Annotated in this window: 14 protein-coding genes; all 14 read right to left on the bottom strand. The window is 44.3% G+C overall.

Translation table 11 applies throughout. The features are described from left to right. Positions 1–2: 2 nt before the first annotated feature. The 14 genes from CXK86_RS03025 to CXK86_RS02960 are packed head-to-tail and all read right to left on the bottom strand — an operon-like array spanning position 3 to position 13,364. Positions 3–500 carry a chemotaxis protein CheD gene (locus CXK86_RS03025; RefSeq protein ID WP_017689162.1) on the bottom strand — a complete coding sequence of 166 codons (498 nt, stop codon included), beginning with the start codon at positions 498–500 and terminating at the stop codon, positions 3–5. Beyond that, positions 493–1,113, bottom strand: coding sequence for a chemotaxis protein CheC (locus CXK86_RS03020; protein ID WP_091017763.1), 621 nt, complete (start codon positions 1,111–1,113; stop codon positions 493–495). Before CXK86_RS03020 ends, CXK86_RS03025 begins: the two co-directional genes overlap by 8 nt. A 10-nt stretch (positions 1,114–1,123) precedes the next feature. After that, positions 1,124–1,585: a chemotaxis protein CheW gene (locus CXK86_RS03015; protein ID WP_036609340.1), complete on the bottom strand. Its 462-nt coding sequence runs from the start codon at positions 1,583–1,585 to the stop codon at positions 1,124–1,126. Between the two features lie 41 nt (positions 1,586–1,626). After that, positions 1,627–3,699, bottom strand: coding sequence for a chemotaxis protein CheA (locus CXK86_RS03010; protein ID WP_076249812.1), 2,073 nt, complete (start codon positions 3,697–3,699; stop codon positions 1,627–1,629). A gap of 32 nt (positions 3,700–3,731) precedes the next feature. Next, on the bottom strand, positions 3,732–5,174 hold the full coding sequence (gene cheB, locus CXK86_RS03005) for a chemotaxis-specific protein-glutamate methyltransferase CheB (RefSeq protein WP_047842490.1): 1,443 nt from the start codon (positions 5,172–5,174) through the stop codon (positions 3,732–3,734). Positions 5,175–5,206: 32 nt separating this feature from the next. Next, positions 5,207–6,094: a MinD/ParA family protein gene (locus CXK86_RS03000; RefSeq protein ID WP_036670376.1), complete on the bottom strand. Its 888-nt coding sequence runs from the start codon at positions 6,092–6,094 to the stop codon at positions 5,207–5,209. Next, on the bottom strand, positions 6,091–7,443 hold the full coding sequence (flhF, locus tag CXK86_RS02995; protein WP_076249813.1) for a flagellar biosynthesis GTPase FlhF: 1,353 nt from the start codon (positions 7,441–7,443) through the stop codon (positions 6,091–6,093). Before flhF ends, CXK86_RS03000 begins: the two co-directional genes overlap by 4 nt. Next, positions 7,440–9,473: a flagellar biosynthesis protein FlhA gene (flhA, locus tag CXK86_RS02990; protein ID WP_036609349.1), complete on the bottom strand. Its 2,034-nt coding sequence runs from the start codon at positions 9,471–9,473 to the stop codon at positions 7,440–7,442. The genes flhF and flhA overlap by 4 nt, the downstream gene beginning before the upstream one ends. A 25-nt stretch (positions 9,474–9,498) precedes the next feature. Then, positions 9,499–10,581 carry a flagellar biosynthesis protein FlhB gene (gene flhB / locus CXK86_RS02985; protein WP_179086416.1) on the bottom strand — a complete coding sequence of 361 codons (1,083 nt, stop codon included), beginning with the start codon at positions 10,579–10,581 and terminating at the stop codon, positions 9,499–9,501. Positions 10,582–10,604: 23 nt separating this feature from the next. Beyond that, positions 10,605–11,393 carry a flagellar biosynthetic protein FliR gene (gene fliR / locus CXK86_RS02980; RefSeq protein WP_036609353.1) on the bottom strand — a complete coding sequence of 263 codons (789 nt, stop codon included), beginning with the start codon at positions 11,391–11,393 and terminating at the stop codon, positions 10,605–10,607. A 10-nt stretch (positions 11,394–11,403) separates the two neighbouring features. After that, on the bottom strand, positions 11,404–11,673 hold the full coding sequence (gene fliQ / locus CXK86_RS02975) for a flagellar biosynthesis protein FliQ (RefSeq protein WP_017689172.1): 270 nt from the start codon (positions 11,671–11,673) through the stop codon (positions 11,404–11,406). 25 nt (positions 11,674–11,698) lie between these two features. Beyond that, positions 11,699–12,454, bottom strand: coding sequence for a flagellar type III secretion system pore protein FliP (gene fliP / locus CXK86_RS02970; RefSeq protein ID WP_036609355.1), 756 nt, complete (start codon positions 12,452–12,454; stop codon positions 11,699–11,701). After that, positions 12,451–12,987: a flagellar biosynthetic protein FliO gene (locus CXK86_RS02965; protein ID WP_101313439.1), complete on the bottom strand. Its 537-nt coding sequence runs from the start codon at positions 12,985–12,987 to the stop codon at positions 12,451–12,453. Before CXK86_RS02965 ends, fliP begins: the two co-directional genes overlap by 4 nt. 11 nt (positions 12,988–12,998) lie before the next feature. Continuing rightward, on the bottom strand, positions 12,999–13,364 hold the full coding sequence (locus tag CXK86_RS02960; RefSeq protein WP_017689175.1) for a response regulator: 366 nt from the start codon (positions 13,362–13,364) through the stop codon (positions 12,999–13,001).

Below are 13,364 nucleotides of genomic sequence, written 5' to 3'. Positions count from 1 at the left end.
TCTTATAGTTCCTTTACACCCATTTGTACGCTTCGAATAGTCAAAAGTCCAGTTTCACAATCCATCTCAATCGTTCGTCCATAATTCCCACCCGTATCTTCTGCTAGAAGAGGGATATTGAGTTTTTGAAGCCACTCTCGACAAGAATCTGCATTCCTTGGTCCAATACGCATTGTATCTCCAGCGCCAGCAAAGGCAAACATCTGAGAGCCTCCGGCCATTTTAGACACAATACGTGAGTGAGAAGCGCCTAGTTTAATCATCTTTTCCAAAAGCTCAGGCAACGCCGTATCCGCATATTTCGCAGTGTTCAGTTTCCCTTCACGGGCGATCTCTGAAGTAGGAAGCATGACATGCGCCATTCCAGCCAGCTTCAAATGTGGGTCATACATTGTTAATCCCACACACGAACCCAAGCCAGTCGTACGGATTACACCAGGAAGATGAGCGATGTTTAAATCCGCCATACCGACTTTAACGACGCTTTTGTCCTCAATCATGGCTCAGTGGCACCCCTAGTGATTCAAATATCTTTGCAAAGGATGGTGGATCCGGAATGAGGAAAAACTGACCCTCAACTTGATCTTCACCTTCAAAGAAAGATGTGTCAATCAACAATGCAGCGTCACCCATCTCGCCAAATTGCAGCAAGCCATAACTTAGAATGGCACCCGCCATGTCGATGGCAAGTCCAGGGACAGTTGGATACATAGACAACTTCGTGAAATCTGCCAGAGAAGAAAGATAGGATCCAGCCAAAATATTTCCAATCTCGGAAAGCGCTGATTGTTCCATATCTGTAAAATCGAGTCCTTCTTTCAGATCAAACCCGGCAAGTCTATTCAACAACATTTTAGCAGCCTCTGGTGTCATCATAAAGAAAAGATTTCCCGGTGCTTCGCCTTCTACACGAAGAAACACGGTAACCACGATGCGTTCATCTCCGCCCACTTTTTCGGCAACTTCTTCAAAAGGGAGCATTTGTACTGTAGGTACACCCATGTCAATCGGTCTGTTGAGGAGTTGAGACAACGCCGTTGCGGCGTTGCCTGCTCCAATGTTACCGACCTCTTTGAGCACATCCATCTGGAATACCTCAAATCGGTTGAACATCTCCACGGTACTAGCCCTCAACACTTTCCAGCTGTACAATCTCGCTTTTATTTAATACTTCGTTTAGGTTGAGCATAATCAACAAGCGTGAATCTTCCAATTTAGCAACACCTCGCAGGTATCTCGCTTTGACGCCGCCAACCACTTCTGGGGGGCTATCGATCGCACTGCTTTTGATATCAATAACATCATTAGCAGAATCTACGATAAAGCCAACTTGCATGTCGTCTACACCTACGATAACAATACGAGTCTGATCCGTGTATTCCGTTTCCGGAAGGGAGAAACGACCGCGTAGATCAATGACTGGAATTACAACACCGCGTAGATTAATAACTCCTTTTACAAAGGAAAGTGTCTTGGGGACACGGGTAATTGGCATCATGCGCTCAATCGTCTGAACCTTGTCTACCTCAATACCATACTCTTCGGAACCCAATTTAAAGACGATGACTTTCAACTCTTCTTCCATGTAAAAAACCTCCCTATTAAATGTAAGACTTAGCTCTATGCTTATTTAATAAATGCATTAGGATCAAGAATCAGGGCTACTTGTCCATCTCCGAGAATGGTTGCTCCAGAGATTCCTTCAATAGCAGGAAGATAGGTTCCCATTGATTTGAGAACAATCTCACTTTGTCCAATAAATTCTTCAACAGCTACGGCTGCAAGACGGTCGCCTTTGCGAATCACGACAATTTCTGTTTCTTGCTCATCAGCGTCATTGAAATCCGGTACAGAGAATACTTCGCTCAAAGACAAGTACGGAATCAGTGACTCACGGAACGTGATCATTTTATTGCCATGAATATTACGAACTTGCTCACGTTGTACAATGGCCGTCTCTACAATGGAAGACAACGGAACAGCATATTTCTCAGAACCAAGTCGTACAAGCATTGCAGCAATAATGGATAGTGTCAACGGAAGCTGAACAGAGAAGTTCGTGCCTTTGCCTGGAGTTGAATGAATCGTTACATTACCCCCAAGCGAAGTGATCTTCGATTTCACTACATCCAAGCCAACACCCCGGCCAGAGATATCCGAGATAATATCAGCAGTACTAAAACCAGGTGCGAACAACAGCTGATTCACTTCATCATCACTCATTTTGGCACCTTGTTCTTCGGTTACAACTCCACGTTTGATCGCGGTTTTCAAAAGCTTGTCGCGATAGATACCTTTACCATCATCTTCAATCTCGATAAATACGTGATTTCCACTGTGGAAGGCACGCAGGTTTACTGTACCCATCTCTGGTTTACCTGCAGCTACACGCTCTGCAATGGATTCCACACCATGGTCAACCGCGTTACGCAGTAAATGCACAAGCGGATCACCAATCTCATCAATTACCGTACGATCCAGTTCCGTCTCAGCACCTGTAATCACCAGATCGATTTTTTTATCAAGTGTCTTAGCCAGATCACGGATCATGCGCGGGAATCGATTAAATACGGTATCTACCGGAACCATCCGCAATTTCAGTACAATATTTTGCAAATCTGTGCTAACTCGACTTAAATGAGCTACTGTATCGGATAAATCATTGTTGCCTGTTTCACTGGCCAGTTGCTCCAGACGTGAACGGTCAATCAACAATTCACTGAACAGGTTCATCAATACGTCGAGACGTTCAATATCCACACGAATGGTACGTGAAGGTGCAGCAGCTTGCTTCGGTGCAGCTGTTTTAGCTGGTGCCGTTGTGGCTTCTTCTTTGGGTACAGAATTCTTATCTGGCGAAGGAACCTCAGCTACAGCTGTTGGTGCGGGTGGCGCTTCAACTGTAGCTGCTACCTGATTGGCCATCTGCTGGAGAGTCTCCTGATCCAGTTGAATGAGCTTTGCACTTTCAATTTCAGAGATACTCATGATGCCTTCTTCCAGTTCGTGCGCTTCTTTAGTTGTTATGTAATACAACGAGAAACTGCGCTCAAACTTCTCCTGCTCAATATCCTGAACGGATGGGTAAGCTTTAACGACTTCACCTGAACGTTCCAGCATATCAAAGACCATATAAGCCCGTACACCTTTTAACTGGCTATGCTCGCTAACAAGCACATCCACGTAGAACACACGATGACCTTCGGCGATCGACTGATCCAGCACTGAATATTGGAATTCATCCAGCTCCACAGCCGAAGAGATTGAAGCGTTAGCCGGCTTGTTTGTTTCTGTAGCAGGTCCATTTCCGTTTGTCATTTCACCATTTTCAATGGCTTGAAGTGAAGCTACGATTGACGACACATCTGCTTTACCTTGTCCACCTTCGGTAATATCCTGAACCATAGTTTCCAAAGCGTCCAGACTCTTGAACATGGTATCAAAAATGTAATCCTGCATTTTCAACTTCTCATTACGAACCAGATCCAACACATTTTCCATTTTATGTGTCAGTGATGCCAAATCTTCAAAGCCCATAGTTGCTGCCATACCCTTCAAGGTATGAGCAGAGCGGAATATAACCTGAACTATGCCCAGGTCTTCCGGATTGCCTTCAAGTTGAAGCATGTTTTCGTTAAGCGATTGCAGATGATCATTAGACTCATCAATAAACATGGATAAATATTGGTTCATGTCCATTGTGAGGCACCTCCTCCGTGAGTTACACTCCGTTATTTCACTGCTTGAACAAGTTTAGAAGCAATCTCCTGCAATGGCAGAAGATGACGAACGCATTGCAGCTCTACAGCAGAACGCGGCATACCATATACAACACATGTTTCTTCATTCTCGGCAAAGGTTGATGTAACTCCAGCTTCGTATAATCGCTTCATCATACGTGCTCCATCACTTCCCATTCCCGTTAGCAAAACAAGATGCCTTTGTAAAGATGTAAACGGTAGAAGTGACTCAAACATCGTATCCACTGAAGGTCTATGTCCATTCACTGGTTGATCTTCAGTCAACTTCACGATAAACTTCCCGTCTGCTGTTTTGTTAACTTTCACATGGAATCCGCCGGGTGCTATATAGGCGGTTCCTTTTTTCAGAACCATGCCCTCTTCAGCTTCAACCACATGCAGTGGACTGAATGTATTCAATCGTTGAGCCAGAGAACGTGTGAAATTGGGCGGCATATGCTGCACAATAATGACCGGTGCAGGCAAATCAGCAGGCAACTGCTCGAGCAATGTCTTGAGAGCCCTCGGTCCACCCGTAGAACAACCTATTGCCACAAGTTTGTTGAATGGTCCTTCCAGCCCTCCTCCACCTTTGGGAACAGGATTAGGCTTGATTACATCCTTGGCTTTTGCAGAGGCAGAAGTTGCCGCTATTTGATCAGCTGCCACTCTAGCTGCATTAGGTAGTCGAACTTCCTTTGGAGTCTGTACTGGATTAGCTGACCTCACTGCTTTTTCTGCCTTCGTCCCCAAATTACGCTCAGCCTTTGGCAAAGGCTCCGGTTTATTCTCTACGCGACCTGGTTTTGAAGGTGACAATGGTTCAATTGGTTTCTTGGCTTTGGCCTGAAAGGCTTCAGTGCGCTCTCGAAGAGAGCGTTGAATCGTCTCGACAGGTTCGATCGTTTTTTTCACAGGCTCCGCTCGATCCCTAGCCGGCAGTTCTTTCTGTACTGGCTGAGTTGGGGGAGCAACTGCTCCTCGCAACATGTCTCTATTTTTCATGGATAACTCACGATCAGCTTTTCTTTTGATCTCATTCATCGCAGCACGCATGCGCTCAACCAAGGCTTTACCAACTTGAGCAATATCCTGGTCATGTGAAATAGATGGTTTGCGAATGAAGTCAAATGCCCCGGCTTCAAGCGCCATAATGGTTTCTTTCATGCCTTGTTCATTGATACCAGAGAGCATAATCACAGGAACGAAAGATTCCTTCATAATTGATTTTAATGCATCCAACCCATTCATTTCGGGCATCTCAACGTCCATTGTAATAATATCGGGTTTCAATTCTAGTGATTTTTGAATCGCTTCTCTACCGTTTGATGCCGTTGCCGTAACCTTGAATTCCGGATCCGCTTGGATCAAATCCGTAACAATCTTACGCATAAAAGCGGAATCATCGACAACCAATACTTGATACGCCGCCATGTTGTGTCACCCCTGTTTCCTTTATTCAGAAATCATGTTGTTCGTTTAAGCCACTTATTCATAAATCCCCTGATTCCTGTCAAGGTTCCGGATCCCGGAGTTGCAGGTACAGCCAGATAACGAAGAGCAAGTTTCTCTATATCTTTAGAGGCTTTGGCATTCGGATAAGCCAGACTATAGGGCATTTGCCTTTTAACCGCCTTGACTACCTGGGCGTCTTCTGAAATATACCCAAGCAGCGGAATATCCGTCTGCAAAAACCGCCTCGCCACTCCAGCTATTTTTTCTGCCACCCGTTCCGCTTCTCTTTCGTCTTCCACCCGGTTAACGATCATCCGAAAGGGTGTAGCATTTTCCTGGCCGTGCATAACTTTGACTAAAGCATAAGCATCGGTTATTGAAGTCGGTTCAGGTGTAGTTATAATCAGGCATTCATCAGCAGCACCGATGAACTTCATATTCTCTCTGGAGAGTCCTGCCCCAGTGTCAAAGATGACATAATCCATTTCCTGGGCAATATCCTCGACTTGACTGGCGAAAAACTCCAGATCACGATCAGACAATGAGAACAACTCTTTCATGCCCGATCCTCCAGCAATGTAAGGCAAGCCACTGGCACCCAGTTGTATGATTTCCCTTATGGATTTTTGTCGGTACAACAGGTGGTAAAGATTATAGGAAGAAGACGTACCCATAAGAACATCAATATTAGCCATTCCAATATCGGCATCAAATACAAGTACCTTTTGCCCCAAAGCCTGCAATGCCAAGGCAAAGTTCAGTGTGAAATTGGATTTGCCAACACCTCCCTTACCACTGGCCACAGTAATGATTTTCGAGGATCGAATATCTCGCTCAATGCCTTCCATTTCCAATGGCGCGGAGACCATACTTCGAAGTGTAGCTGCCTGATCCTTCATTGTGACCATTCTCCCAGCAACTGTTTGGACAACGAATCTGCATCTGGTTTCAACAAATCATCCGGAACATTTTGTCCATTTGCCACATATGCGAGCTTGAGTGGAAAACGGTGTAACAAGTTAAATAGCGGACCGCAGCTCCCAGTCTCATCCATTTTGGTGAAAATCACCTTATCCAGTCCATATTTACTGAAATGTTCCGTGATCTGCACCATATCAGCACTTTTGGAAGTCATACTCATGACCAGAAAGGTTTCGCTATTCTCTACAGGAGCAAGCAAACTTTGCAGTTCCGAAACAAGTAATTCATTTCTGTAGTTTCTACCCGCTGTATCCATAAAGATCAAATCACAATTCTCTAATCGAGAAATGGCACGTTGTGTATCACCAGGCGATTGCACCACCTCAAGTGGAACATTCAGTATAGATGCATACGTTCTAAGCTGTTCTACCGCCGAGATCCGATACGTATCTGATGTAATGAATCCAACTTTACGCTGTTTTTTGAACATTTGTTCAGCAGCCAATTTTGCAATTGTCGTAGTTTTCCCTACACCGGTTGGTCCAGCTACATAGACGATTCGCGTGGTAGGAAGAATGCCTTCTTCAATACGTTGCTCCAAAAAGTGCATAACCTCAAGCTTCACTATTTGCTCTACATCTTGTTCTTTTAATCCATTCTCAGACCATTTTGCTTGAATTGAATCAAACCAGGATTCCCATACTTCAGGCCAAACATCTTGTTCTGTCAAACGTTCTCGGATCGTATGCAGTTCCTCTGGCACAGGGTCCGCAGAAGTACCTTGCTTTGAAAGCCTGGTCACCATCTGTTTAAGATCCTGCAATTCAGTCATTAACTTATCCTGCTGCAGGTCTGAACCTGTTGGCTTCGGAGCAGTTGTTGAACCCGAAAAATCCGCCCCTTGCGGTCGCGGTTTATGATCCGTGCTCGAAGAACCTGAGCCGCTGTCTATGTTTGAACCGATATTACGCGATTCAAACACAGACGGTGCAGCCGCAGATTGGTCCTGTACACTTTGATCAGCTGTATTCGTTGTCACCGACTCATCAGAAGCCGCAACAAACGAACGAGCTGTTTGCCGATAAGCCTCAGGTACAAATGCACGAGGTACAGGCGTGAATTGATTTTGTACTGGCTTTGTTGTTTGCTTGTTTTCTTTCTTATCCACTGCAGCTACAACTTCGATCCGTTTTTTGCGAAACATTCCCATTACACCGCCCACCTTAATCTCTTTGGTGGACAGAATAACGGCATCACTTCCCAGGTCTTTGCGAATTTGAAGCATAGCTTCGGGCATGGTCTCAACAACGTATTGTTTTACTCTCATAAGTTCACCACCCCGATACTTTGAATTTCAACATTCGGCTCCAACTCGCTGTAGGAAAGCACAGGAATGTCCTGCATAGTACGTTCAATAACCTGACGCAGATACATCCGAATGGTTGGAGAAGTTAATACAACAGGTTGTTGACCTGATTGAATCAAACGGTTCACTTGTTCACTGAGCTTCTGATATACACTTTGTGTAGATACAGGGTCTAGCGCAAGATAACTGCCTTGATCCGATTGTTGCACACTTTCAGCAATTTTCTTCTCAAGACCAGGTCCAACCGTGATCACTCGAAGTGTCTCACCTTTCTGTGAGAACTGCTGAGTAATCTGACGTGAGAGGGATTGTCTGACGTATTCAGTCAGCACATCAGGATCTTTCGTATACGTACCATAGTCAGCCAGTGTCTCGAAGATGGTAACCATATCTCGAATAGATATTTTCTCACGCAATAACTTGGCAAGCACTTTCTGTACATCACCAATGGAAAGTAGAGAAGGGATCAGTTCATCCACAAGGGCAGAATAGTTCTCTCTGAGATTATCCACAAGTGCTTTTGTTTCTTGTCTTCCAAGTAACTCATGCGCATGTTTCTTAATCAGTTCCGTCAGATGTGTAGCCACAACGGAAGGCGGATCAACGACCGTATATCCTGCAAGTTCGGCTCTGTCTTTGGTTACTTCATCAATCCATAGTGCCGGAAGTCCAAAAGCAGGTTCCGTCGTTTCAATACCTGTCACAGACTCCTCATCATAGCCAGGACTCATGGCAAGGTAATGATTCAACAACAGTTCTCCGCCACCTACCACATTACCCTTGATTTTGATAACATACTCATTGGGTCTGAGCTGGATATTATCTCGAATCCGTATAACCGGAACGACCAACCCCAGTTCAAGAGCACACTGCCTCCGAATCATAATGATCCGATCCAATAAGTCCCCACCCTGCTGATTATCAGCAAGCGGGATTAAACCATAACCAAATTCAAACTCAATAGGGTCCACCTGAAGCAGGTTAATTACACTTTCAGGACTTCTAACCTCTTCAATCTGCTGTTCTTCTTCCAACTGTTCTTCCGCTACTTGTTTCAAATTCAGATTATTCTGCATACGCCACGCGGCATATGCCAACACACCTGCCAACGGAAGCGTAGTAATAACATGAATTGGTGTGAAGAAACCGAGCATGGCAATAACGAAAGCTACGATATAAATTAGTATTGGATATGTAAACAGTTGCCCCGTAATATCATCTGCCAGGTTTCCTTCTGATGACGCTCTGGTGACGATAAGTCCTGCTGCTGTGGAAATAAGCAGAGCCGGGATTTGGCTTACCAATCCATCTCCGATAGTCAGTACAGAGTACGTTGCCATCGCATCTGCGAAAGCCATCCCATGCACAGTCATACCGATAATAAATCCACCAATGAGATTGATCAGGAGGATGATAATACTTGCAATTGCGTCACCTTTTACGAATTTACTTGCTCCATCCATCGCTCCATAGAAATCGGCTTCACGTTCAATTTTGGAACGACGCTCACGAGCTTGTTGCTCGTTGATCAGACCCGCATTCAGATCCGCATCAATACTCATTTGTTTACCAGGCATCGCATCAAGGGTGAATCGGGCAGCAACTTCAGCTACGCGCTCAGACCCCTTTGTAATAACGATAAACTGAACGACAACGAGGATCAAAAACACGATAAATCCAATTGCAATTTGCCCTCCAGCAATCCAGCTACCAAAGGTAGCAACTACAGCTCCAGCATCCCCTTCACCAAGAATTAGCTTGGTAGTCGAAATGTTCAGAGCCAGTCGGAATAGTGTAGTGATCAACAGCAAAGCTGGAAAAATAGAAAACTGTAACGCTTCTTTGCTGTTCATTGCAACAAGGAGTATCATCAGTGCAATTGAAATATTGACGACCAGCAACAAGTCCAACAGCCAGGTTGGGATCGGAAGAATCATCATCAACACAATGCCAATGATACCCGCAAGGACAGCTATATCTTTAATCTTCAATGAATGTACGGCCTCCGATCCCCTTTTATTTCGTTCTGCCCTTTAGTTTATATACATAAGCCAGCACTTCAGCTACCGCTTGAAACAAATCGGCCGGTATAGCGTCACCAATCTCGGCTCTCTGGAACAATGCCCGTGCCAGCGGCTTGTTTTCCATCGTAATAACACCGTTTTCTTTGGCTATTTCCTTAATACGCAAGGCGACATAATCCTGACCTTTGGCAATAATCTGTGGTGCCTCCATCTCGGAACCTTCATACTTTAGCGCAACCGCAAAGTGGGTCGGGTTCGTGATGATCACATCCGCATTTGGCACTTCCTGCATCATGCGCTGCATAGCCATACGACGCTGGCGTTCCCGGATTTTACCTTTGATCAGCGGATCACCTTCCATTTTCTTGTACTCGTCTTTGATGTCTTGCTTGGACATACGAATCTTCTTCTCATGGTCATACTTTTGATACATGTAATCAAATATCGCAAGTATCATTAATGCCACTGCAATCTTGATACCAAGACTTAAAGTAATCGACGCAGCGAAATGTAAAATAGCATCCAATGAAAAATGAGAAAGTGAAGCAATATCTGACTGGTAGCCTTTAATTGTACTGTAAACGAGATAACCGATAAGCGACATTTTCAAAATGGATTTAGCAAATTCCACTAATGAGCGGAGAGAGAATATATTTTTGAAACCTTTAATCGGGTCCAGTTTCTCAAGTTTTGGCTTCAAACCTTCCCCTACAAGAAGAAAACCAACTTGCATGTAGTTAACGATCAAAGCAACCAGGAACGCACCCAGCAAAACGGGAGCGATCAATAACAAAACTTCAATGCCATAGCGCATCATAAGCGCCATCACATTCTCTCCGGTGATATCCATACTCAATCGATTGATGAAGATATCTGTAAACAGACGAACTATACGTTCTTTATAGAAATTGCTGAATACCATCATGATCAAAAACACGATTAGGAGAATGGATGCGCCAGATAGTTCAGCGCTTTTTACAACCTGTCCTTTTTTTCGTGTATCCTGTCTCTTTTTCGGGGTAGCTTTCTCCGTCTTCTCCCCTGAAAACAACTGGAGGTCGAGTTGAAGTTTCATCCGTGTCTTTTCCTCCGTTTCACTCAGCCGGGCCTTTGTCCAATGGTTCCAAGCAATTTTTCCATCGATCTGAATATCGCTTCGAACAATTGACTAAATACAAAGGAGAAACTGGGAACCAGCAAAAGCAAAATAGCAAGACCAACGAGTAACTTAAGCGGCAACCCAACTGCAAATACATTAAATTGAGGAGCAGTTTTGGCCAAAAAACCCAATCCAACATCCGTCAAAAACAACGCAACTACAATCGGAGCCGACATCTGAAAAGCCAGCATAAATGATTGACCTAAGGTCTGAATCAAAAATTCAGCAATACTTCCATCTGCCAACCGTAGGAAAAACACATTAGATAATGGTACCCACCGGTAACTGTAAACTATCGCATCCAGCAAATAATGGTGACCATTCATCGTTAGAAACAGAAGCATAGCAAATGCATACTTCAAGTTACCCGTAAGTGGAGCGGAAGCACCTGTCATTGGATCGTATACATTGGCCATACCAAAACCGATCTGTAGATCGATAAAGGTCCCCGCAGTCTGAACAGCCGTCATCAACAGATAAGCCACAAAACCTAAAAGCAGGCCAATTAGAATCTCTCTGATGATCAATAAGACATAACTCAGGTCTGTGGGTACGGTCTGGTCTATTCCGTAAATCAGATAGACAGATAATGTGACAAATGCAGAGATACCTATTTTAACTGAAGCCGGCACATTTCGAGCCGAAAAAACTGGCGCAGTTACAAAAAATGATGTGATTCGACAAAACATAAGCAGAGCGACAGGGAAACTTTGCAACAATGTCTCCATCTGCTAAAGCCTACCCTATGTATCTGTATAGATTATCGAGAATGTTAAACGTGAAATCGACCAAGATATTTAAGATCCAAGGTCCAAACAAAAGTACTGACAGAAGTACGGCAACAATCTTGGGCACAAAAGCTAATGTTTGTTCCTGAATTTGAGTTGTCGCTTGAAAAATACTGATTGCAAGTCCTACAACCAGAGCTAGTATAAGCATAGGTGCGCTGGCCAGCAATGACGTGTATACCGCTTTCCCGGCCAGACCGATAATAAATTCCGAAGTCATGACCGTCCTCCTTTAACTTTCCGGATCAAGTGTTAAAACTCAGTAACAGTGACTTGACAACCAGATACCACCCGTCCACAAGGACAAAGAGCAGTATTTTGAAAGGTAATGAGATCATGACCGGCGGAAGCATCATCATCCCCATTGCCATGAGTGTACTCGCGACAACAATGTCTATAACCAGAAACGGAATAAAAATCATAAACCCCATCTGGAATGCTGTCTTCAACTCACTGATTACATATGCCGGCACCATAACAGTAATTGGGATATCCTGATAGGTCTTTGGTTGTTCAGTCTGATTGTACTTCATAAACAGCAGAAGATCTTTTTCTCTGGTGTGACTAAACATAAATTTCTTCATGGGATCCGCTGCTTTTTCAAGTGCCTCGGTTTGCGTAAGCTCTCCCTGGAGATAGGGCTGAAGCGCTACCTGATTTATGGAAGACAACGTCGGCGACATAATGAAAAGTGTCAGAAATAGCGCCAAACCGACCAGCACCTGATTGGGTGGCATTTGTTGTGTACCCAAAGATGTACGTATAAAACCGAGCACAATTACAATCCGGGTAAAGCTGGTCATCAGTACAAGCATTGCTGGAGCAATACTAAGCACTGTAATTAACAGAATGATGGACAGTGAACTCGTGCTTGGTGTCCCTCCATCACCGTTTCCAATCTGAATATCAATATTCGGAATGGGTTCGGCAAAGGCAACCGTTACAGATGCCAGACTGATAAGTCCTAATAAACAACACGCTAACCAAATCTTTTTCTTCATGAATCCCTCGACCGATCTGTAGTATTGTCTTTATCCAGGAGCTTTTCCATCTTCTCTTTACGGTTAGGCATCTGCCGAAGTTTGAATTCAAACATTTCGTGAAAAGAAGTTGTGTCCTCTAGTTCCATTTCCCGCGGCGGTTCTTCTTTACGGAAACGTTTTGTGAGCTTGGCAATGAGAGGTGAGAGATTTCCTTGTTGTGCAGCAGCATCTCGTTCGAAGGAATCAATGATTCTTTGGGCCTCTTCCAAATCCGAAACCTTATCTATCAACTGGATGTCTTCACCTACACCAAGCAGATATACACACCCACCAATTTCCATAATTTGCAATGACTTGTTTTGCCCCAGTCCAACTCCGCCCAGGGTACGAATTGTGCCGTGCCGGAACATTTGCTGATTCCTTTTGTTTAGAAAACGGATCAGATAAACAATAAGGGCCAGGATGACGGCCAGGACAACAATCACCCATACAAGCTGTAAATAATAATTACTTCCCACGCCAGCTCCTCCTGGAATATCACCCTGAGCCATCATCATGTCTCTTAAACGCCCAGTGTCTTGCTGATCGCTTCGATAACCCGGTCAGATTGGAACGGTTTAACGATAAAGTCTTTAGCACCTGCTTGAATAGCGTCGATTACCATCGCTTGTTGACCCATCGCGGAGCACATAATTACTTTAGCGTTAGCATCAATCTTCTTGATTTCTTTCAAAGCTGCAATGCCGTCCATCTCAGGCATCGTAATATCCATTGTGATCAGATCCGGACGAAGCTCTTTAAATTTCTCAATTGCTTGTGAGCCATCCTGTGCCTCACCAACAACCTCATATCCATTTTTGGACAAAATGTCCCGGATCATCATTCTCATAAATGCAGCGTCGTCTACGACTAAAATTCGGTTTGCCAT

The sequence above is a fragment of the Paenibacillus sp. BGI2013 genome, assembly GCF_002843485.1.
GTDB classification, from domain to species: domain Bacteria; phylum Bacillota; class Bacilli; order Paenibacillales; family Paenibacillaceae; genus Paenibacillus; species Paenibacillus amylolyticus.
Note: the sequence above shows the minus strand (reverse complement) of the source record. Positions and strands in the feature narration are given on the sequence as shown.

Coding starts and splice junctions, on each gene's coding strand:
- cheB (WP_047842490.1), bottom strand. CDS start 5,174: ATGGCGGCGTATCAAGTATTGGTTGTCGATGATTCCGCTTTTATGCGT.
- CXK86_RS03010 (WP_076249812.1), bottom strand. CDS start 3,699: ATGGACATGAACCAATATTTATCCATGTTTATTGATGAGTCTAATGAT.
- CXK86_RS03025 (WP_017689162.1), bottom strand. CDS start 500: ATGATTGAGGACAAAAGCGTCGTTAAAGTCGGTATGGCGGATTTAAAC.
- fliP (WP_036609355.1), bottom strand. CDS start 12,454: ATGAAGAAAAAGATTTGGTTAGCGTGTTGTTTATTAGGACTTATCAGT.
- CXK86_RS03000 (WP_036670376.1), bottom strand. CDS start 6,094: ATGAAGGATCAGGCAGCTACACTTCGAAGTATGGTCTCCGCGCCATTG.
- fliQ (WP_017689172.1), bottom strand. CDS start 11,673: ATGACTTCGGAATTTATTATCGGTCTGGCCGGGAAAGCGGTATACACG.
- flhF (WP_076249813.1), bottom strand. CDS start 7,443: ATGAGAGTAAAACAATACGTTGTTGAGACCATGCCCGAAGCTATGCTT.
- flhB (WP_179086416.1), bottom strand. CDS start 10,581: ATGAAACTTCAACTCGACCTCCAGTTGTTTTCAGGGGAGAAGACGGAG.
- fliR (WP_036609353.1), bottom strand. CDS start 11,393: ATGGAGACATTGTTGCAAAGTTTCCCTGTCGCTCTGCTTATGTTTTGT.
- CXK86_RS03020 (WP_091017763.1), bottom strand. CDS start 1,113: ATGTTCAACCGATTTGAGGTATTCCAGATGGATGTGCTCAAAGAGGTC.
- CXK86_RS02960 (WP_017689175.1), bottom strand. CDS start 13,364: ATGGCAAACCGAATTTTAGTCGTAGACGACGCTGCATTTATGAGAATG.
- CXK86_RS03015 (WP_036609340.1), bottom strand. CDS start 1,585: ATGGAAGAAGAGTTGAAAGTCATCGTCTTTAAATTGGGTTCCGAAGAG.
- CXK86_RS02965 (WP_101313439.1), bottom strand. CDS start 12,987: ATGGCTCAGGGTGATATTCCAGGAGGAGCTGGCGTGGGAAGTAATTAT.